General features: G+C 29.9%; 18 protein-coding genes. 5 read left to right on the top strand and 13 right to left on the bottom strand.

The window, feature by feature from the left end; all coding sequences use genetic code 11:
- Nucleotides 1-123: 123 nt before the first annotated feature.
- From P3875_RS07610 to P3875_RS07575, 8 genes are all read right to left on the bottom strand, one after another.
- A complete protein-coding gene (locus tag P3875_RS07610; RefSeq protein ID WP_303443360.1) occupies nucleotides 124-744 on the bottom strand; it encodes a hypothetical protein in 621 nt (206 codons plus the stop codon).
- Nucleotides 741-1,313 (bottom strand): phosphoribosyltransferase, encoded by a 573-nt coding sequence (locus tag P3875_RS07605; protein ID WP_303443359.1) that lies wholly within the window; start codon nucleotides 1,311-1,313, stop codon nucleotides 741-743. The genes P3875_RS07610 and P3875_RS07605 overlap by 4 nt, the downstream gene beginning before the upstream one ends.
- Nucleotides 1,314-2,354, bottom strand: a complete 1,041-nt coding sequence (locus P3875_RS07600) for a formimidoylglutamase (protein ID WP_303443358.1) — start codon at nucleotides 2,352-2,354, stop codon at nucleotides 1,314-1,316.
- Nucleotides 2,355-2,567: 213 nt separating this feature from the next.
- The gene (gene hutI, locus P3875_RS07595) at nucleotides 2,568-3,800 is read right to left on the bottom strand and encodes an imidazolonepropionase (protein WP_303443357.1); all 1,233 of its coding nucleotides are present in this window, start codon (nucleotides 3,798-3,800) and stop codon (nucleotides 2,568-2,570) included.
- Nucleotides 3,801-3,888: 88 nt separating this feature from the next.
- Nucleotides 3,889-4,611: a TIGR00730 family Rossman fold protein gene (locus P3875_RS07590; protein ID WP_303443356.1), complete on the bottom strand. Its 723-nt coding sequence runs from the start codon at nucleotides 4,609-4,611 to the stop codon at nucleotides 3,889-3,891.
- Nucleotides 4,612-4,710: 99 nt separating this feature from the next.
- The gene (gene uvrA, locus P3875_RS07585; RefSeq protein WP_303443355.1) at nucleotides 4,711-7,545 is read right to left on the bottom strand and encodes an excinuclease ABC subunit UvrA; all 2,835 of its coding nucleotides are present in this window, start codon (nucleotides 7,543-7,545) and stop codon (nucleotides 4,711-4,713) included.
- A gap of 96 nt (nucleotides 7,546-7,641) precedes the next feature.
- The gene (locus P3875_RS07580; RefSeq protein ID WP_303443354.1) at nucleotides 7,642-9,450 is read right to left on the bottom strand and encodes a chloride channel protein; all 1,809 of its coding nucleotides are present in this window, start codon (nucleotides 9,448-9,450) and stop codon (nucleotides 7,642-7,644) included.
- 35 nt (nucleotides 9,451-9,485) lie between these two features.
- On the bottom strand, nucleotides 9,486-10,088 hold the full coding sequence (locus P3875_RS07575; protein ID WP_303443353.1) for an acyl carrier protein phosphodiesterase: 603 nt from the start codon (nucleotides 10,086-10,088) through the stop codon (nucleotides 9,486-9,488).
- A 75-nt stretch (nucleotides 10,089-10,163) separates the two neighbouring features.
- Between P3875_RS07575 and glmM the strand changes: the two genes are divergently transcribed.
- Entirely contained in the window at nucleotides 10,164-11,549 is a 1,386-nt protein-coding gene (gene glmM, locus P3875_RS07570) for a phosphoglucosamine mutase (RefSeq protein ID WP_303443352.1), read from the top strand.
- A gap of 30 nt (nucleotides 11,550-11,579) precedes the next feature.
- Nucleotides 11,580-11,942: a CoA-binding protein gene (locus P3875_RS07565; protein ID WP_303443351.1), complete on the top strand. Its 363-nt coding sequence runs from the start codon at nucleotides 11,580-11,582 to the stop codon at nucleotides 11,940-11,942.
- 37 nt (nucleotides 11,943-11,979) lie between these two features.
- Here the strand turns inward: P3875_RS07565 and P3875_RS07560 are convergent, their stop codons facing one another.
- On the bottom strand, nucleotides 11,980-12,369 hold the full coding sequence (locus P3875_RS07560; protein WP_303443350.1) for a DUF1398 domain-containing protein: 390 nt from the start codon (nucleotides 12,367-12,369) through the stop codon (nucleotides 11,980-11,982).
- A 22-nt stretch (nucleotides 12,370-12,391) separates the two neighbouring features.
- Nucleotides 12,392-13,912 carry a sodium:solute symporter gene (locus P3875_RS07555; protein ID WP_303443349.1) on the bottom strand — a complete coding sequence of 507 codons (1,521 nt, stop codon included), beginning with the start codon at nucleotides 13,910-13,912 and terminating at the stop codon, nucleotides 12,392-12,394.
- A 92-nt stretch (nucleotides 13,913-14,004) separates the two neighbouring features.
- Between P3875_RS07555 and recR the strand changes: the two genes are divergently transcribed.
- Nucleotides 14,005-14,622: a recombination mediator RecR gene (gene recR / locus P3875_RS07550; RefSeq protein WP_303443348.1), complete on the top strand. Its 618-nt coding sequence runs from the start codon at nucleotides 14,005-14,007 to the stop codon at nucleotides 14,620-14,622.
- Between the two features lie 5 nt (nucleotides 14,623-14,627).
- On the opposite strand, the gene P3875_RS07545 is transcribed toward recR, so the two are convergent.
- The 3 genes from P3875_RS07545 to P3875_RS07535 are packed head-to-tail and all read right to left on the bottom strand — an operon-like array spanning nucleotide 14,628 to nucleotide 17,236.
- A complete protein-coding gene (locus tag P3875_RS07545) occupies nucleotides 14,628-15,143 on the bottom strand; it encodes a hypothetical protein (protein ID WP_303443347.1) in 516 nt (171 codons plus the stop codon).
- A 44-nt stretch (nucleotides 15,144-15,187) separates the two neighbouring features.
- Nucleotides 15,188-15,595, bottom strand: a complete 408-nt coding sequence (locus P3875_RS07540; protein WP_303443346.1) for a CHY zinc finger protein — start codon at nucleotides 15,593-15,595, stop codon at nucleotides 15,188-15,190.
- A 48-nt stretch (nucleotides 15,596-15,643) separates the two neighbouring features.
- Nucleotides 15,644-17,236, bottom strand: a complete 1,593-nt coding sequence (locus P3875_RS07535; RefSeq protein ID WP_303443345.1) for a peptide chain release factor 3 — start codon at nucleotides 17,234-17,236, stop codon at nucleotides 15,644-15,646.
- A 129-nt stretch (nucleotides 17,237-17,365) separates the two neighbouring features.
- On the opposite strand from P3875_RS07535, the gene P3875_RS07530 reads away from it, so the two are divergent.
- A complete protein-coding gene (locus P3875_RS07530; protein WP_303443344.1) occupies nucleotides 17,366-19,312 on the top strand; it encodes a peptidylprolyl isomerase in 1,947 nt (648 codons plus the stop codon).
- A 71-nt stretch (nucleotides 19,313-19,383) separates the two neighbouring features.
- Nucleotides 19,384-20,745: a peptidylprolyl isomerase gene (locus P3875_RS07525; RefSeq protein ID WP_303443343.1), complete on the top strand. Its 1,362-nt coding sequence runs from the start codon at nucleotides 19,384-19,386 to the stop codon at nucleotides 20,743-20,745.
- The last annotated feature ends 299 nt before the right edge of the window (nucleotides 20,746-21,044 follow it).

Genomic DNA, 21,044 nt, shown 5'->3' with positions numbered 1-21,044 from the left:
TTTATAATAAAGAGTTGTGTTTAGATTAAACTATTACAAAAGTAATAATTTTTAATTTTTTTTTACTGTTTAATTTGTTTTTTTACATGGTTTTCAACTATAATTAAATAACTGTAAAAAACATTATTTATATTTGTTTATATAAGTTGTATAATTTGTTAAATTATTTTCATTTATATATTTTTTTAGCTTTTCATTTGCATTAATCAACCAACTTTTTTTTGCATGTTTTATGAGTAAAGCATCATCTAAATGATCGGTAATCATTAAATCAATACCTTCATTATTTAAAGTTTGCAATAATTTTTGAACATTTATAAACTTTTGTTCTTGAATATTTTCTTTAAAGTTTTGGTAGGATTCTGTAAATTCTGTTGCTACACAATAACTAAAATTATATTTTTTTGCAATTTCAATTGCATACAAACTAGGTGCAGCAGTTGCTAAAATACTGATTTTGTAGTTGTTTGTTTCATTTAAAATATATTGCTCAATGTTTTTATCTAAACATGTTACAAAATACTTTGTATTAATTTCTTTATTATTACATGATTTTAGTAGTTGGTATTTCCATTTTTTATGAGAAATCAATTTAAAAAATCTCAGTTTGGTCCAAAAAACTAAATAAACAAACCAAAAAAGATTAAAGTTATAAATAGCTTGTTTAAAAATATAAATTACAAATACATGAAACGTGTTTCCTTTGTATAACGTTCCATCTAAATCAACAACAATTATATTCATTTTTTAAAATCTTTTGACCATGGAAAACGTATTAATACGTTTTGGTATAAATAATAATTTGGTTTAATTAATGCGTTTTTTAATGTGCAAACAAAAACGGCTGTTTTAATTTGTGCATTTGGAAATTTGTTTTGTAACGTATTTTTTACCTGCTGAATGGTTTTTCCAGAATCTATAGCATCGTCAATAATTAAAATTTTAGTAATGTTTTCAGGTAATTCGCTAGAATAATTAAAATTTATAGGCTTACTTATTGTACCACTACTTTTTTTAATTGTAGTTTTAACTTTATAAGATTCAATATTTCGTAAAAAATTTAAAATAAAGTAAGGTAAATGTTTAAGTAAGAAAGCAGTAAAAGGCTTTTTTTTAATGTTTTCGGAATTTCGTTGCAATTTAATTTCAGAAAAATGACAATCTTTAAATTTTTGAGATGATTTAAATTCATCAATAAAAAATTGAGCTCCGTTTAAAACACCAACTATTAAATGGGGTTGAAAATCAATTTTATTAACCAATTCAAATGCTTTTTCCTTTAATTGCTTTTCATTAAACGTAATAACTTTCATTTATTTACTTTCAATTAATTGCGCTTTAATAAAATCGGTTGTTAAATAGGTAAGTAATTTGCCTAACATATTTTCTGAAGTGTTACTTAAACTTGGCGATCCTTCGCACAAATGCATATAAGCTGCATTTACACTTGCAGCGGTTTGATTTACAAATTGTCGCGCTTCTGAAACTGAAAATCCACATGGCGACATAGCACTACTTGCAACATTTTCAATTGCATCTACATCAATTTCAATTCCATAAGGTATTGATTTTAAAGTACGATGTATGGTATTTAAACTCGTTATAAAATCTTTTTCAAAACGTACTTTTAAATCTTCAAAAGTAACCATTTTTAGGCGTTCGCTGTGTTCTTTAAATTGCTGTAACATGTATTTATTTAGATAGTTTTCGTGTACACCAAAAGCACAATAGGCATTTAAAAAACCTTCGTGAAATGCATACGAAAAACCATTTCCGCTATGTCTACCTTCTAATGCTCTAAAATCGGTATGGGCATCAAAATTTATTACATTAACTGCGTTACCATTAGCCAAAGCCAAACCTTTAATGTTGCCATACGCATTGTTGTGACCACCACCAATTACAATAGCTTTTTTACCTGAACGATGTATTAATTGATTTATATATGTTACCTCTTTATCAATTTCATTTACAATTTCATGTAAACGATTTAATTGTTTAGGTTCTGTAGGGTTTAATTGTTCAATTTCAGTAGCATATACTTCAAAATCTAAACAACCTAATACTGCAATATTTTGACCTTTTAAAAACTTATTATGTTGTATATTTAAAAAAACAGGTAAAAATACATCCCAAGCATGTTTAGTGCCTATTCTGCCAAAATTTGCTTTTATTCCTGCAAATTCTTTAATACCATATACTATAAATTTTGCATTTGTATTGTTAAGAAAATCAACTAATTGAGTGTTTTTATCATTCGGAAAATCAATTTTTTCGCCAAATTTGGTTTCACCTTTTCTTAAAACCAAATGTTCGTTTAAAGTTGTTATGTTAAAGTATTCAAAATTTTCCATTTTTTGTTTTCTAAAATCTTAGTAAAATAAGTAACTATAAGTATTATTTATATAAATTTAAAATTTAACATACGATATCTTATTAAAATTTAAGTATTTATTACTAAATTTGTATTAGGTAAATATATATCGATAAGTTAGTTTTCGATTTATAAAATCTTTTTCATAACTATTTTTTTTCACACCGTGCAAGTAATTGTGCGGTGTGTTTATTTATTGCTTTTTACCGTTTAAATATACCGATTCAATTAAATTACTACCAAAATTATAAGGTATTGCATAAATGGAATGTATAGAATTTGTTATAAAAAACGATGCTTTTTTACCAACTGTAATGCTTCCATAATCTTTATCTACCTCTAAAGCGTAAGCAGCGTTAAGCGTTGCGGCATTAAAAGCTTCTTCGGGGGTCATTTTCATTTTTATACATGCTGTTGCTACTACAAAATTCATATTACCACTTGGTGTGGTACCCGGATTATAGTCTGATGCGATTACTAATGGTAAATTCGCCTCTAAAATTTTTCGTGCAGGTGTATAAGGAATCGAAATAAAATAAGAACAAGTTGGTAATGCAACAGGAATGGTGTTTCCTTTTTGCAATGCTTTAATATCTTCATCGGTTACAATTTCTAAATGATCTACCGAAAGTACGTTTTCTTCTACACACATTTCAATACCATTGATTGCAGTAAATTGATTTACGTGTATTTTTGATTTTAAACCATATTTTGTAGCAGTTTGTACAATTTTTCGAGTTTCATCTACTGTAAAATAGCCCGTTTCTAAAAAGGCATCAACATAATCTGCTAAACCTGACTTTGCTATTTCAGGAATCATTTCATTACAAATGGCTTCAACAAAACCTGACTGATTCCCTTTAAATTCAGGTGGAATAGCATGCGCACCCAAAAATGTAGATTTTATCTTTACGGGATAATTTTCTTGTAATTTTTTAATTACGCGTAACATTTTTAATTCGGCTTTTAAACTTAAACCATAACCCGATTTTATTTCTATAACGCCTGTTCCTAAAGCAATCAATTCTTCTAAACGCTGGGCAGCATTATTATACAACTCCTCTTCGGAAGCGTTGCGTAATTTTTCAACCGAATTTAAAATACCACCGCCACGTTGGTAAATTTCATCGTAACTTAAACCGTTTATACGATCAACAAATTCTTGTTCACGGTTTCCAGCGTAAACAATATGCGTATGACTATCAATATAACTTGGCATTATCATTTTACCCGATACATCAACAGACTGGTCAAAATCAGTCGGTGCATTTTCCATTGATCCATAAGCTATAATGGTATCATTTTCAATAAGCAAAAAGGCATTTTTAATTGAAGGAAGTTCTTTCATTTCACTTCCTATCAATATTGCATTGTTGTTTTCGCGAACTTGAAAAAGCTCTTTTATATTATAAAATAAGGTTTTCATTTTATTGTTTTGATTCTTTTCAAAGATAGATAGTTCTTACAAATTGGCATAAAAAAATCCGTTTTTTTGAAAACGGATTAATGTATTATTAAAAATTAGGACTTAAATTGTATTTTTTATAGAAAGTATCTATAATCGTAACTACTTCATCAGCTGTATCAACAATTTTAATTAGATTCATGTCTTCAGGCGATGCATTTGAATATTTTTCTAACATAACCGTTCGAATCCAATCAATTAACCCCGACCAAAATTCGGTACCAACTAAAATAATTGGAAATTTTCCTATTTTTTTTGTTTGAATTAATGTCACAGCTTCAAACATTTCATCTAAAGTACCAAAGCCGCCTGGCATTACAACAAAACCTTGCGAATATTTTACAAACATTACTTTACGCACAAAGAAATAATCGAATTGTAGGTTTTTATCGTGATCAATATACGGGTTAAAGTGCTGTTCAAAAGGCAAATCTATGTTTAATCCTACCGATGATCCTCCACCTAAATGAGCCCCTTTATTAGCTGCTTCCATGATACCTGGGCCGCCACCTGAAATAACACCGTAACCTGCTTTACTAATTTTAAAAGCAATTTCTTCGGCTAATTTATAATATGGATTATCACTTTTTGTACGTGCCGATCCAAAAATTGATACACACGGACCAATACGACTCATTTTTTCATATCCATTAACAAATTCAGACATGATTTTAAAAATAGCCCATGAATCATTGGTTTTTATTTCATTCCATGATTTTTGAGCTAATTTTTCTTTTATTCTGATATCTTCTTCTGATAAATTTTCTTCCATAATTTTTTTGAATGTTAATTTGTTTAAAGTTTTAAGATAAATATACATTAAAAATGTTTTACCCCTATTAAATATAACTTAAAACCTAAAACAGATTAGCTATAATTTTAACTCTTTCTTTAAAAAACGTGCGGTATGGCTTTTTTTACTTTTAGCAACTTGTTCAGGTGTGCCCTTTGCAACTACTTCTCCTCCATTTTTACCACCTTCAGGTCCTATATCAATAATATAATCGGCCATTTTAATAACATCTAAATTGTGTTCAATTACTAATACGGTATTGCCCTTGTTAACTAATTGTTGCAAAACTTCCATAAGTACACGAATGTCTTCAAAATGTAAGCCGGTTGTAGGCTCATCTAAAATATAAAACGTATTTCCTGTATCTTTTTTAGACAATTCTGTAGCTAATTTAATGCGTTGTGCTTCGCCGCCAGAAAGTGTGGTACTTTGCTGACCTAATGTTAAATAGCCTAAACCTACATCTTGAATTGTTTTTACTTTACGATAAATTTTTGGTATGTTTTCAAAAAAGTGAACACTTTCATCAATAGTCATATCTAACACATCGGCAATTGATTTGCTTTTATATCTAATTTCTAAAGTTTCACGATTAAAGCGTTTACCTTGGCAGGTTTCACATTCTACATAAACATCGGGTAAAAAGCCCATTTCAATAGTTCGTAACCCCGATCCTTCACAAGTTTCACATCTTCCTCCCTTTACATTAAAACTAAATCGGCCTGGTTTGTAACCGCGAATACTGGCTTCGGGAGTTTTAGTGAATAAATTTCTAATTTCGGTAAAAACTTCAGTATAAGTTGCTGGATTTGAACGAGGGGTTCTTCCAATTGGACTTTGGTCGATACCTATTACTTTATCAATATGCTCTAAACCTTCAATTTTTTTAAATGGTTGGGGCACTTTTACAGCATTAAAAAAGTGTTCGTTTAAAATAGGATAAAGCGTTTCATTTATCAAAGTAGATTTACCAGAACCAGAAACTCCAGAAACACATATTAAAGTTCCTAATGGAAATTCAACCGTAACATTTTTTAAATTATTTCCCGTTGCACCAGTTAGTTTTAATTTGTGTAAATTGCCTTCACGACGCTTTTCGGGCACAGGAATTTCTAACTTTCCATTTAAATATTGTGCGGTAATTGTATTTTCTTTTAACAGTTGTTTTGGTGTTGAAGCACTAATTATTTGTCCGCCGTTTGCACCAGCTTTTGGACCGATATCTATTACATAATCAGCTTCTTCAATCATATCCTTATCGTGTTCAACCACTAAAACCGAATTGCCTACATCGCGCAATTGTTTTAACGAAGTTATAAGTTTTTCGTTATCGCGCTGATGCAAACCAATACTAGGCTCATCTAAAATATATAAAACACCAACAAGTTGCGAACCAATTTGCGTTGCCAAACGGATACGTTGTGCTTCGCCACCCGAAAGTGTTTTTGACGAACGATTTAACGTTAAATAATTTAAACCTACATCAAGTAAAAATGATAAACGCGTAGTAATTTCTTTTACCACTTCGCCAGCAATAGCTAGTTGCTTATTAGACAAATACTTGTTTAAAGTTGCAAACCATTCGTTAAGTTGATCTAAATCCATTAAAGCCAAATCGGCTATATTTTGGTTGTTTATTTTAAAATACAACGATTCTTTTCGCAAACGAGCTCCGTTGCATTCAGGACAAACAATTTCGTCCATAAAGTCAGCAGCCCAACGTTTAATTGCCGACGTTGGCGCATCGTTAAACTGGTTTTTTATAAAATTAGAAATTCCTTCAAAATCTATTTTATAATCTTTAGTAATGCCTAAAACTTTTGATTCAACTGAAAAACTTTCTTTTCCACCATTTAAAATCATGTCTAAAGCATCTTGCGGAATATCTTTAATGGCATCAGAAAGTTTAAAATTATATCGTTGTGCAATAATTTCTAACTGCTTAAAAATCCATGTACTTTTTTGTTCGCCAATTGGTAATAAACCACCTGCTTTTATAGATATTTCGTTGTTAGGGATTATTTTTTTTAAGTTGATTTCATTAATTGATCCCAAACCATTACAAACAGTACAAGCTCCTTTGGGTGAATTAAACGAAAAGCTGTTAGGTTCAGGTATTGGATATGAAATACCTGAACTTGGACACATTAAATGACGGCTAAAAAAACGTGTAGTTGCACTTTCATGTGGAATAACCATTAAAATATCATCGCCGTGATACATGGCTGTTTTAATACTTTCGGCTAAGCGTTTTTTGGTATCATCGGTATCATCAATCGCTAAACGATCAATTACAATTTCAATATCATGCGTTTTGTAACGATCTAAACGCATCATTGGAACCAAATCTTTAATTTCACCATCGACACGTACTTTTACAAAACCTTGTTTAGCTATTTGTTCAAATAACTCACGATAATGTCCTTTACGTGAACGAATTACAGGAGATAAAATATTAATTCGTTGTCCGCTATAATTTTCAATAATTAAATCTAAAATTTGTTCATCGGAATAACTTACCATTTTTTCGCCAGTTTCATAAGAATAGGCATCAGAAGCCCGTGCAAAAAGCAAACGAATAAAGTCGTAAATTTCGGTAATGGTTCCAACAGTTGAACGTGGATTTTTGTTAACCGTTTTTTGTTCAATAGCAATAACAGGCGAAAGTCCATCAATTTTATCAACATCAGGGCGTTCCAATCCTCCTAAAAATTGCCGTGCATACGATGCAAAAGTTTCAATATAACGGCGTTGGCCTTCGGCATAAATAGTATCAAAAGCCAAAGACGATTTTCCTGAACCCGATAAACCCGTTATAACAACTAATTTTTCGCGTGGAATGGTAACATCTATATTTTTTAAGTTATGAACGCGTGCGCCCAGAACTTCTATATTTTCATCGGAATTTTGCATATAAAAAATCAAAGTGCAAATATACAATTTGCTTTACTTTTAAATATGAATGTTTGGTAATTGTTTATAAACTAAAGTGCAAATAGCATTTTTAAACTATTCAATCCTTAAGTTTTTTAAATTTTCGCGATATACTTCTAAAATTTTAACTTTGGTTACATAACCAATTAGTTTATTGTTTTGAGTAATTAATAATTCAGACAAATGATTGTCATCAATTATCTTTATTGCATTACCTGTATTTTCAGAAATTGATACCGAATGTGCTGTTTTCATTTCTTTAGATAAACTTGCAGCACCTAATTGATATTGGTTGTATAAAATGTTACGAACATCATTTAAATATAAAATACCCTCAATTGAATTATCATCGTTTACGACAGGAATAAAAGTTTGATTAGTTGCTAAAAAAATGGTTTTAGCTGTGTACATAGTGTCTGTAACATTTAATGTTTCAACCGATTTGGTGTAAATAGTATGTAATTCAATCTTATTTAAAATATTTTTGTCTTTATCCGATGTAAAAACTAACCCTTTATCGGCTAAAGTAAAAATATCCATAGAATGTTTATCATAATGTTTAGAAATTGCAAAGCTAATGGACGAAACAATTAATAAAGGAACCATAAGACCATAACCGCCTGTAATTTCGGCAATTAAAAAAATAGCGGTTAAAGGTGAATGAAACAAACCACTTAAAAGGCCTGCCATACCAACAACGGTAAAATTGGTTATTGGAAGTTCTTTAAAACCAATTAGTTCAAAAAACTTTGCAAAACAAAAACCTAAGTACGAACCAGCAAAAAGCGAAGGGGCAAAATTACCACCGTTTCCACCCGCACCAAGTGTTAAACCAGTTGCTATACATTTAAAAAATAAAGTAAGTAAAACAAAGCCAAAAACTATCCATTTGTTATTATTAAAACGTTCAATTAAAGAATTGTCTAAAACACTGCTAGCGTTGTTATTAGCTAGTGATTTTATGCTTTCGTAACCTTCGCCAAATAAAGTTGGAAACAAAAAAATTAACACAGCTAACATTAAAGCACCAATTAATGCTTTACGGTATGGTTTATAAGGTAAATGTGTTGTTAAGTGTTCAATTTTTCGAAAAGTACGCGCATGGTACAATGCAAAAATACCAGAAATAATACCCAATAGTACGTAGTAAAACGTGTTAGAATAATCGTAAGAAATTTGTTCTTTAAAATGTAATAAAATACTTTCCTTTAAAACCACACCTGATACAATAGCTCCGGTTGCCGATGATATCATTAAAGGAATAAAAGCAGTAACACTCATATCTGCCAAAATAACTTCAATAGCAAATAAAACACCAGCAATAGGCGCGTTAAAAGCAGCAGCAATACCTGCAGCTACACCACAAGCCAGTAACAACGTTCGGTCTTTATAATTAAAACGAAAATTTTGTGCATAATTAGATCCAAATGCAGCCCCAGTAATTGTAATTGGCGATTCTAAACCTGCCGATCCACCCAAGCCAACAGTTAATGAACTTGTAATAATTTGCGCATACATTTGTTTTCTGGGCATAAAACCTGAACGTTTTGCAACAGCAATCATTATTTGGCTGGTTCCTTTTTCTAAAGACCCGTCTAAAAATTTACGAATAACTAAAACAGTTAACAAAATACCTACTACGGGTAATATACTGTTTGAAAAAGGTAATTTGTATAAAGTATCCAGATAAGTTGCTAATCTAAAAACCCCATGGGCAAACGATTTTAATAAAATAACCGCCAAAGCAGATGAAATACCAACTAAAACGCAAGATAAATACAAAAATTGCCTGTCAGAAATAAAGGTTTTTAATAAATAAATAATTCCTTCAATATATCTAAAATATCGTCTTAGCTGTTTATTTCCGTTTTTTGCTATATTCATAGTACAAAATTAGCGCTCTTAAATTTAAAAGACAATCATTTTTGTAATTCGTTTGATATTCTTTGTAATTCTAAAGCAGCATGTACCATTAAATCTTTAAAAAATAAATGAAATTCACGCTGAAAATCTTGGTAATGTTCATGTAAATCTTCTACCGAATCACTCATGTTTGATTTTAGCGCAAATCTATTGTCCATTTGCTTTAAAATTTGTTGTAAATCGGTTAAAAAAGCATAACGTTCTAACCAATTTTGATTTGTTAAATAGGGTAATAATTGCTGCGTTTTTAAATTTAATTCTGATTTATAATGCAATAATGCATTGTAAAAATTTTGAGTGTACGTTTTTAAATCTTCGTGGTGATACATTTCCCATTCTTTAGCTAAAAAATGATCGTAAAACATATCTATAATAATACCTGAAAAATGGTTGTATTTAGGTACTAATCTATGTTTTGATTTTCTAAAGACAGGGTGAAAATCTGTAAAACTATCAATAGACCTATGCAAAAGCACTCCTATTTGTATATCGGTATGATAATTTTTGTAATCGCTGCCACGTATACCATCGCCCATAAAATTGCCTATTTGAATACGTTGATTAGTTCCCGATAAAAAAATATGTGCTAAAAAATTCATATTTAAAAATAGCCTTAAGATTATGCTTCTAATATAATCATTCTTTATATTTGTTTTTTATAAAACAGTAAATAAATGACCTTAATAAAATCTATTTCGGGTATTCGCGGAACTATAGGCGGAACTGTAGGCGAAAACTTAACTCCGGTTGATGCTGTTAAATTTGCATCGGCTTATGGTACATTTTTAAAAAACAGCTTACAAAAAACTAATTTAAAAGTAGTTATTGGTCGTGATGCCAGAATTTCGGGGCCTATGATTCACCAATTAGTAATGCAAACTTTAATTGGTTTAGGTATTGATGTAATTGATTTAGGACTTTCAACCACTCCAACTGTAGAGGTTGCAGTACCTTTAGAAAATGCCGATGGAGGTATTATTTTAACAGCATCACACAATCCAAAGCAATGGAATGCTTTAAAATTATTAAATAGTAAAGGTGAATTTTTAAGTGGTGCTAACGGTGCAGAAATTTTAGAAATTGCTGAAAAAGAAGCTTTTGTTTTTGCTGATGTTGATACCTTAGGTACTATTACCGAAATTAACGATTATATGGATAAACACATTGACCAAGTTTTAAATTTAAAATTGGTTGATGCAGAAGCTGTAAAAGCTAAAAAATTTAAAGTAGTTGTTGATGGGGTAAATTCATCTGGTGGAATTGTTATACCTGCTTTACTTAAAAAAATGGGTGTTGAAGTTGTTGAATTATACTGTGAACCTAACGGACATTTTCCTCACAACCCTGAACCATTAAAAGAGCATTTAATGGATATTTGTGCGCTTGTTGTTAAAGAAAATGCCGATTTTGGTATTGTAGTTGATCCAGATGTAGATCGTTTGGCTTTTATTAGCAACAATGGAGAAATGTTTGGCGAAGAATACACTTTGGTTGCTGTAGCTGATTATGTTTTAAGTAAAACACCTGGTAATACGGTTTCAAACATGTCGTCATCACGTGCATTAAAAGATATTACCGAAAAACACGCAGGTATGTACGAAGCATCGGCGGTTGGTGAGGTAAATGTTGTTGAATTAATGAAAAAAAACAATGCAATTATTGGCGGTGAAGGCAATGGAGGAATTATCTATCCTGAAATTCATTACGGGCGCGATGCTTTGGTTGGTGTGGCTTTGTTTTTAACGCATTTGGCTCAACAAAATTTAGATGTAGCTGCGCTAAGAGCTACATATCCTGCTTATTTTATGAGTAAAAATAAAATTGAATTAACACCAGAAATTAATGTTGATGCTATTTTAGAAGAAATACAAAAGCGTTATGCTAACGAAAAAATAAGTACAATTGATGGAGTTAAAATTGATTTAGCAAATTCATGGGTACATTTAAGAAAATCGAATACTGAACCTATTATTCGTATTTATACCGAAGCTCCCACGCAAAAAGCAGCAGATGAGTTAGCAGAAAAAATTTTAAACGAAATTCAAGAAGTTGTAGGTTAATTTAACTAACTTGTTATAAAATATAAGGTTATGAAAAATATTACATTAGTTTTAGGTGCTTCCGAAAATACGGAACGCTATTCTAATAAGGCAATTAAAAAGTTACTAAACCACAACCATAATGTGAAAGCAATTGGTAATAAAATTGGCGAAGTTAACGGTGTAACTATTAATAAAGGTTTAGTGGCTTTTAACGATATAGATACAGTTACGTTGTACTTAAACCCAACAAATCAAAAACCTTATTACGATTATATTTTAAGTTTAAAACCCCGTAGAGTAATTTTTAATCCGGGTACTGAAAACGATGAGTTACAACATAAATTAAATGAAGCTGGTATTGCTTTTGAAGAAGCCTGCACATTGGTTTTGTTAAGTACCAATCAATATTAAAAAAATAACCGAGTTTTTGCTCGGTTATTTTTTTGCTTTATTGAGGTATTTGTTCAACTAAAACTTCGTTGTTATTAGAATCTAAATATGTACATGTCATTTTATCCAAACAAATTTTCCACCCTTTAATACCTGTTTCTGCACACATTTTAATAAACGTTAAGTAATCTGTCTTTCCTTGTTGATGTGCTAAAAGTTGCGCTTTAAATTCATTTAAATTTAATTCCCTTGCAATAGTTATTTTTTCATACTTTGCGGGCACTGTAATTGTAAACTCATTTATTCCATGATAATCAACATGACCATCGTTTACAAAAGCATCGTAATGTGTTACACCATGTTCTTTAATTTCTTTAATATAAGCAGGAAAATCGGCCCCAGATTTTACTTTACTATGAGCTGCCTGAATTTGTTCTACTGTAAACATTTTTTTCTATTTATTATTGATTTTAATTTTTAAATTGTTGATTTTCAGTCATCTTTTCTTTATAACTAATTGCAAATAGTAAAAGTACTGTTATAAATCCATTTACAATTATCAGTTCATTATCAAAAACATATCCATTTAAAAATGCAGCCGAATTATTACTTATAAATAAAGTGATAAAAGGTGCAGCTAAACAAATAAAGGGTACTAATTTATCGTGTACTTTTCTATTTTTAAAGAAAATTCCAAATGTAAACAAACCTAGTAAAGGTCCGTAGGTGTAAGACGCAATTTTAAAAATCATACTTACAACAGAAGCATCGTTAATTGCATTAAACAACACAATAACTGCAAACATTATAAAGCAAAACACTAAATGTACTAATTTTCTAATTTTTACATTGCTTATTTTTTGAACATTTTGGGGTTTATCCATTGCTAAAAAATCAATGCAAAACGATGTAGTTAAAGCAGTTAAAGCCGAATCGGTTGTAGCAAAAGTTGCAGCAATTAAGCCTAATAAAAATACAATTGCCGGTACTAATGCCAAATGATGAAAAGCAATTTCAGGAAACAACAAATCGGTTCTTGGTTTACCTGAAATAATATCAGTTGGAACCGAAATACCATTAGCTTCGGCATAAATATAAAGCAAAGCGCCTACTCCTAAAAAAAAGATATTTATTAAAACAAAAATTCCTGTAAAAGTAAACATGTTCTTTTGTGCATCTTTAATATTTGCACAACTTAAGTTTTTTTGCATTAAATCTTGGTCTAACCCCGTCATGGCAATGGTTACAAACATTCCTCCTAAGAATTGTTTAATAAAATGAAATTTACTTCCTACAAAATCTTCCCAAAAGAAAATTTTGCTGTAACTGCTATTTTTAACCGTTTCAAACGCTTCAATGGCATTTAAATTTAAACTGTTACATATAAAAATAATTGTTAAAATTACCGAACTTACTAAGAAAAAAGTTTGAAGTGTATCGGTAATTATAATAGCCTTTAATCCTGATTTATAAGTATATGCATAAATTAAAGCTAGTGAAATTAAACCTGTTACTGCAAAAGGAATATTAAAAGCATCAAACACAAAACGCTGAAAAACAATTACCACTAAATACAACCTAAATGCTGAACCTATTGTTCTACTAATTAAAAAAATAGCAGCTGCGGTTTTATAACTGAAAAACCCTAATCGGTTTTCAAAATATTCATAAATCGATACTAAATTTAAACGATAATATAAAGGTAACAATACAGTTGCGGTAATTATAAAACCAACTGCGTTACCTAAAACAAACTGAAAATATTTGAATTGTTCGCCACCTGGTGCACCAACTTCACCGGGTACCGATATAAAAGTTACTCCCGAAAGTGCGGTTCCTATCATACCAAATGCTACTAAATACCATTTAGAATTTTTATTTGCAGAGAAAAAAGCGGCATTACTACTGTCTTTTTTACTTACAAAACGTGAAATTGCAATTAAAACGCCAAAATAAATGATTAAAATAGATAAAATTACAATGGGAGTCATTTCTTAAAATTTTATCAAAAATAACCAATTTATTCCTGCTTAAACAAAATTGGTTACGAATTTTAAACGAAAAAAAGTATTAATTTTGCGTTATGGATTTTCCTTCAAAATTATTAGAAAACGCAGTTAACGAAATGGCTATGCTACCCGGTATTGGTAAGCGTACAGCGTTGCGTTTGGTTTTACATTTGTTACGCCAACCAGTTGAACGTACTACTGCTTTAACTACTGCTTTAGACTTACTGCGAAACGAAATTAAGTATTGTAAAAGCTGCCATGCTATTTCGGATACTCATTTATGTGAAATTTGTGAAAAAACTTCTCGTGATCATTCAACCATTTGTGTAGTAGAAGATGTTCGCGATGTTATGGCTTTAGAAAACACACAGCTTTACAAAGGAATTTACCATGTTTTGGGTGGAAAGATTTCACCGATTGATGGTGTTGGACCAAGTCAACTGAATATTAAAACGTTGGTTGATAAAGTTAAAAACGGCAATGTTACCGAAATAATTTTTGCTTTGAGTTCTACCATGGAAGGCGATACAACCAATTTTTATATTTACAAACAAATTAAAGATTACAATATTACCACATCGACCATAGCGCGTGGAATTGCAGTTGGCGATGAACTGCAATATGCCGACGAGGTTACTTTAGGACGTAGTTTAATGCACCGTGTTCCGTTTGAAAATAGTTTGAAGGTTTAATTTCATCAATATTTTACTTGTTTAATATACATATCCAATATTTCAATAGCTTTTATTTCATGCTCTTTTACTTCTTCCAAACTAAAATTAGGATCGTTTGTTTCAACGGAAAATAATTCTTTATCTTTAAAATAAGCTGTTGTTTTATAATTATATTTCTTGTTCTCAAGCTCCTTAATATATTTTACAAGTTTATTATCCTTGAAATACAAACTAAAATACAAATTTTCGTATTTTCTTTTATTTAAGTAATTATCTCCATACCAATAATTAAAATATTGATTGTTATTTTTATTCCAAGCAGGATATTCGCTAAAACCGCCAATAGTTTTTCTAAATAATTTAAATTTCTTTTTGGTTATAAACCCACTGGATTCAACAAATGTCAAATCTGACTCTAAACTATCTTGTTCATGGAAATAAATATATTTTTCGATTGATTCTATATATGAAACTGAATCTGTCTGAGAATAAATAAAATTACTCAAAAAAAATAAATTTAACAGTAAAAGTGTTTTCATTGATTAGTTAAATATAAAAATTAACCAATTATAAATATAATTTACTATTTTTCAAAATATAAATGATAATGTTTGCTGCAACCTGGGTTAAAGTTAGCTTTACATTTAATACACTTATTGCCACTATTAATATATTCAGCAATAGTTAATTCGTGTTTGCAAACTCCGCACAAAATTGCTTTTTGGTTATGTTCTGTTGCACCCCAAACTTGTGGTTTGTGCAATTCAGCTTCTTGATGGCATTTATAACAAGGATAATATTTTCTACAGCATTTAAATTTTATTGCAATAATATCTAATTGCGTGTGGTAATGTACACAGCGTGTTTCATTATCAACTGTTTGTCCGTAAACTTTAATTTCTTTATTTGTAGATGTATCTGTTTTTTTATCGATTTTATTACAACCCATAAAAAACAGAAGAGTAATAAAAATAATTATATTTTTTAGCATATTATGTACATATAAAAAAATCAACCCTAAAAAAGGTTGATTTTTGAGTTATAAAATTCGTTCGGAAACGTAGTCTAATTTTACGGTTGGATATTTACTTTGGGTCATTTGAATAGAAAATTCAGAATCGGCCAAGAAAACCAATTGTCCTGATTTATCTTTTGCCAAGAATTTTTGTTTTACTCGTTTAAATTCTGCAAACTCTTCATTTTTAACATCTTCTGGTCGTACCCAACAAGCTTTAAAAGCAGGGAAATTTTCGTAGGTACATTTAGCACCGTATTCGTGTTCTAAACGGTATTGAATAACTTCGTACTGTAAAGCACCAACAGTTCCAATAACTTTTCGTCCGTTTAATTCTAAGGTAAACAACTGAGCCACACCTTCATCCATTAATTGATCGATTCCTTTTTCTAATTGTTTCGATTTCATTGGATCAGCGTTGTTAATGTAACGGAAATGTTCTGGTGAGAACGATGGAATCCCTCGGAAATTCATCAATTCACCTTCTGTAAGGGTGTCGCCAATTTTAAAGTTTCCGGTATCGTGTAAACCAACAATATCACCTGCGTACGAAATATCAACAATTTCTTTCTTTTCTGCAAAAAAAGCATTCGGACTAGAAAACTTTAAGTTTTTACCTAAACGTACATGTGTATATGGTTTGTTACGTTCAAAAGTACCCGAAACAATCTTAATAAACGCTAAACGATCGCGGTGTTTTGGATCCATATTGGCATGTATTTTAAATACAAAACCAGCAAATTTATTTTCGTCGGGCTGAACGGTTCTGGTATCAGAATCTTTTGCGCGTGGTGACGGAGCGATCTCTATAAAACAATCTAATAATTCGCGTACACCAAAGTTATTTAAGGCCGAACCAAAGAAAACAGGTTGTAAATCACCTTTTATATAAGCTTCACGATTAAATTCAGGATATACTTCTGAAACCAATTCTAATTCTTCGCGCAACTTATCGGCCGCTTTTGCACCTACTAATTTATCTAAAGCTTCGTCTTGTAAATCATCAATTGTAATAACATCGTCGATATTTTTACGACTATCTTCAGAAAATAAGTTAACGTTTTTCTCCCAAATATTGTAAATACCCTGAAAATCGTATCCCATACCAATAGGGAACGATAAAGGCGTAACTTTTAAACCTAATTTTTGTTCAACTTCATCAAGCAAATCAAAGGCATCTTTACCTTCACGGTCTAATTTGTTAATAAACACAATCATAGGAATGTTGCGCATTCTACAAACTTCAACCAATTTTTCGGTTTGTTCCTCTACCCCTTTTGCAACGTCAATTACAACAATAACAGAATCAACAGCGGTTAAAGTTCTAAAAGTATCTTCGGCAAAATCCTTGTGACCAGGTGTATCTAAAATGTTAATTTTTTTATCTTTATAATTAAACGCAAGAACCGATGTAGCTACCGAAATACCTCTTTGGCGTTCAATTTCCATAAAATCGGAAGTTGCCCCTTTTTTAATTTTATTGCTTTTTACTGCTCCAGCTTCTTGAATAGCTCCACCAAATAAAAGCAATTTTTCGGTTAATGTGGTTTTACCTGCATCGGGGTGTGCAATAACCCCAAATGTTCTTCTGCGTAAAATTTCGTCTTTAAAACTCATTTTTATTTCTTTAAAGGTGCAAAAATAGTATTTATTTATGTTATTTTAAAACAATTGGTTTAGTGATTAAGTTGGTTTTACAACTTACGCAAAAATGACTAACTTTGTAAAAAACAACTAAAAATTGTAATGAAACTAATAAAAAACAGTTTACTTTTTATACTTTTTAAAACACCTTTATTTTTATTTGCGCAACAACCTAATAATGTATTAGTTACTATTAACGATAGTATTTACACTGTTGCTGATTTTGAACATTTGTACAATAAAAATTTAGATATTATTGCAGATGAATCGCAAAAAGATATAAATACCTATTTTGATTTGTACAAGACTTATAAATTACGTTTGCAACACGCTTACGATTTAACTTTGGATAAATTACCAAAGGTGCAAGAAGAATACAATTTGTATAGAAAAGAACTTGCCGAAAAATATTTTACTAACGATACCGAGTTAAAAAGGTTGCTTAATGAAGCATTAGAACGCAACAAAACCGAATTAAATGCATCACATATATTAATTGCTGTTGATGAATTTTCAAATGCTAACGATACTTTAAAAGCATATACTAAAGCTATTGAAATTAGAAATGAAATATTACAAGGCATGCCTTTTGAAAATGCTGCGGTTAATTTTTCCGATGATTTAAGTACCAAAACAAACAAAGGAAATTTAGGATATTTTGGTGTTTTTAAAATGGTATATCCTTTTGAAAGCGGAGCTTATAATACAAATGTTGGCGAAATTTCTTTACCAATTCGCACTAATTTTGGGTATCATTTAATTAAAATCAATAAAAAACGAGCAACACCTAAAACAAAAAAAATTGCTCATATTTTAGTGTATTCTAAAGATAAAAATACAAACGAAGCCAAACAAAAAATAGACCGTATTTATAAACGATTACAAGTTGGTGATTCCTTTACAGATACAGCTTTTCATTTTTCTGAAGATGAAAATAGCCGTGAAAAGGGAGGCGATTTAGGTTTTTATAACGAAGGTGCTTTAAATATTGAAGGAATTTCTGATATAGTATACGATTTAAACTTTGCTGGTGCCTATTCTCGCCCATTTTTAAGTCAGTATGGATGGCATATTGTTGCTGTAACAGATATTAAAAACGAAGCTAAATTAGATGATTTAAACGCCAATTTTTTACGTAAAATTAAATCAGATGAACGTTCTAAAGTTTTAGAAAAAGATTTAATAAATCATTTAAAAGAAATGTATCATTTTAAAACAAATGATGAAAATCTTTTATACACAGCAAAACTTTTGAACCGAATAGATATGTTTAGTGAACCAAAAGTTCAAGAAAACACACATACATTAAAAACTATAGCAACTTTTTCAAATCAAAAAATAACTATTAAAAATTTGTTAGAGCATATTTATTCGCATCCTGTACAATATGCCGAAATAAAAACCAATGAATTGCTTATTAAAAAAGCCTTTAATGTGTTTGCATTACAAAAGCTTAAAGAAACGTATAATATTAATTTAACAACAAATTTTCCTGAATTTGCTCAAACCTTAAAAGAATATAAAGAAGGTTTAATGCTTTTTGAATTACTTGAAGACAAAATTTGGAAAACAACCCAAAACGATACTCTTGCCCTTCAAAATTATTACGAAGAACATAAAGAATTATTTGTAAAACCTGCCTATTTTATTGGCGAAGTTTATGTTTTTAATAAAAAAAGTAATGCTAAAACATTTCAAAAGTTATTAAAAAAGCAATTTCAGGTAAATGAAAATCATTTTAATTTAGTTTATAAATACCAAGGTACGTTTGAATTAAATGATAAACGTTTACCAAACAGAATAGATTTTAACAAATTGGGTAAAAAAGTAGAATCTCAAAACAATTTACATTATGTGTTTTTGGTTCGCGATAAAAAAAATAATACAGTTCCAGATTTTGATGTTGTAAAAAGTCAAGTTTTAAGTATTTACCAAAATCAATTCGAAAACCAATTTAACAAACAATTAAAACAAAATGCTGTAATTAAAACAAATCAACATGTTTTAAATCAACTTAAATTAAAATACAGTAAAAAAAATCATAATTAAAATTAAAAAAATATAAAAGTTTGCTGTAGCTATGTATCTTTGTTGCAGTTTGTAAAAATTAATAAACAAATATGAAATTATTTCTTAAAAACATTTTAATGGCAGTTTTTACTGTTGTTAGTTTTGTAAACGTACAAGCACAACAAACCAATAAAAAACGTATTGACGGTATTGTTGGGGTTGTAGGTAATTACGTTATTTTAGATTCTGATATAGACAACATGTTTATTCAGGCAAAAGAAACAGGTTACGATACATCTAAATTAGGCCGATGTGAACTTTTTGGTACTTTGTTAGAAAACAAACTTTTTGCACACCAAGCCATTCAAGATAGTATTGTAGTTACCGATGACGAAATTAACAGTAAACTTGATCTTCAAATGGATCGTATGGTTGAATACTATGGATCAGTTGATAATGTTGTTAAATTTTACAATAAAAAAAATATTGAAGAGTTTAAAGGTACACTTTTCGATTTAATAAAAGAGGGTGATTTAGCAAAACGTATGCAAGACAAGCTAATTGTTGGAGTATCTATTACGCCTGAAGAAATACGTCAGTTTTATAATAAAATTCCTAAAGACTCGTTACCTATGGTTGGCGAACAAATAGAATTAGCTGAAATTGTTATGAAACCCGAAATTACTAGTGCCCAAAAGCAAGCGGTAATAGACAAATTAAACCAAATTCGTCAAGAAGTGTTAGATGGTTCATCATTTGCAAGTAAAGTATTTATGTATTCTGAAGACAGTGGTTCGATTAAAACAGGTGGTTTATACACAATTGATAAAAAAACACCTTTTGTTAAAGAATTTAAAGATGTAGCTTTTTCATTAAAAGAAGGCGAAATTTCTAAACCATTTGAAACCGATCACGGATATCATATTATAATGTTAGAAAAAATTGTAGGTAAAAACTTAGAATTGCGTCACATATTAATTAAGCCGCAACCTACCGATGAGGCAATAGATAAAGCTAAAACAAGTTTAGATGAATTGCGTATTCGTATTTTAAATAAAGAAATTACATTTGCCGATGCTGCCCGTCAATATTCAGAACAAAAAGAAACCAAACAAAGTGGTGGAATTGTTTTAGATTCTTCGGGTGAATCTAGAATTGAATTGAATAGAATGGAAGATCGTATATTGTATGATATGGTTTCAAATTTAAAAGTAGGCGAAGTTTCTAAAAACACACTTGTAACCGATGCTAGCAACAAACAAGCATTTAAAATTGTTCAAGTAACAAATAAAATACCACAACACTTAGCAGATTTTTCTCAAGATTATATGCAAATTCGCTTCGTTGCTTTAAAAGCAAAACAAAACGAAGTTTTAGGAAAATGGATTGCCGACAATATAAATAACACTTATATTTTTATAAATAACGATTACCAAAATTGCAACTTTAAAAGCAATTGGTTAAAAAAATAAAACATTAAAGCTCTTCAATTCGAAGGGCTTTTTTTTGATTATTTAGCAGTATTAAAACTATAAAAGTATTTAAATAGTAAAAAAAGGTTTGTTTTTTAAATCATTCGCAATAAACTTTCTTAATTTTTTAAATTAAAAAAGCCAAAATAGAATAATTACAAATAATAATAAGCACAATTCATCATTTTATTAAAAATTTTTAAAAATGAAAACCTTTTTGTAATTTTGCATCAACTTTTAAAAAAGTATTAAAAATAAAGCAAAACGGCAGCGCATTAAAAAAGCAAAAGCCAAAAATT

The sequence above is a fragment of the Myroides sp. JBRI-B21084 genome (genome assembly GCF_030545015.1).
In the GTDB taxonomy this organism is placed as follows: Bacteria; Bacteroidota; Bacteroidia; order Flavobacteriales; family Flavobacteriaceae; genus Flavobacterium.
The sequence above is the reverse complement of the archived record's forward strand: the minus strand, read 5'-3'. Positions and strand labels throughout refer to the sequence as shown.

Bases quoted from the DNA above. Each gene is read 5' to 3' on its own strand.
- P3875_RS07540 (WP_303443346.1), bottom strand. From the start codon at position 15,595: ATGCTAAAAAATATAATTATTTTTATTACTCTTCTGTTTTTTATGGGT.
- P3875_RS07575 (WP_303443353.1), bottom strand. From the start codon at position 10,088: ATGAATTTTTTAGCACATATTTTTTTATCGGGAACTAATCAACGTATT.
- P3875_RS07525 (WP_303443343.1), top strand. From the start codon at position 19,384: ATGAAATTATTTCTTAAAAACATTTTAATGGCAGTTTTTACTGTTGTT.
- P3875_RS07580 (WP_303443354.1), bottom strand. From the start codon at position 9,450: ATGAATATAGCAAAAAACGGAAATAAACAGCTAAGACGATATTTTAGA.
- P3875_RS07535 (WP_303443345.1), bottom strand. From the start codon at position 17,236: ATGAGTTTTAAAGACGAAATTTTACGCAGAAGAACATTTGGGGTTATT.
- P3875_RS07600 (WP_303443358.1), bottom strand. From the start codon at position 2,354: ATGGAAAATTTTGAATACTTTAACATAACAACTTTAAACGAACATTTG.
- P3875_RS07530 (WP_303443344.1), top strand. From the start codon at position 17,366: ATGAAACTAATAAAAAACAGTTTACTTTTTATACTTTTTAAAACACCT.
- P3875_RS07555 (WP_303443349.1), bottom strand. From the start codon at position 13,912: ATGACTCCCATTGTAATTTTATCTATTTTAATCATTTATTTTGGCGTT.
- P3875_RS07560 (WP_303443350.1), bottom strand. From the start codon at position 12,369: ATGTTTACAGTAGAACAAATTCAGGCAGCTCATAGTAAAGTAAAATCT.
- uvrA (WP_303443355.1), bottom strand. From the start codon at position 7,545: ATGCAAAATTCCGATGAAAATATAGAAGTTCTGGGCGCACGCGTTCAT.
- hutI (WP_303443357.1), bottom strand. From the start codon at position 3,800: ATGAAAACCTTATTTTATAATATAAAAGAGCTTTTTCAAGTTCGCGAA.
- P3875_RS07605 (WP_303443359.1), bottom strand. From the start codon at position 1,313: ATGAAAGTTATTACGTTTAATGAAAAGCAATTAAAGGAAAAAGCATTT.
- glmM (WP_303443352.1), top strand. From the start codon at position 10,164: ATGACCTTAATAAAATCTATTTCGGGTATTCGCGGAACTATAGGCGGA.
- P3875_RS07610 (WP_303443360.1), bottom strand. From the start codon at position 744: ATGAATATAATTGTTGTTGATTTAGATGGAACGTTATACAAAGGAAAC.
- P3875_RS07545 (WP_303443347.1), bottom strand. From the start codon at position 15,143: ATGAAAACACTTTTACTGTTAAATTTATTTTTTTTGAGTAATTTTATT.
- P3875_RS07590 (WP_303443356.1), bottom strand. From the start codon at position 4,611: ATGGAAGAAAATTTATCAGAAGAAGATATCAGAATAAAAGAAAAATTA.
- recR (WP_303443348.1), top strand. From the start codon at position 14,005: ATGGATTTTCCTTCAAAATTATTAGAAAACGCAGTTAACGAAATGGCT.
- P3875_RS07565 (WP_303443351.1), top strand. From the start codon at position 11,580: ATGAAAAATATTACATTAGTTTTAGGTGCTTCCGAAAATACGGAACGC.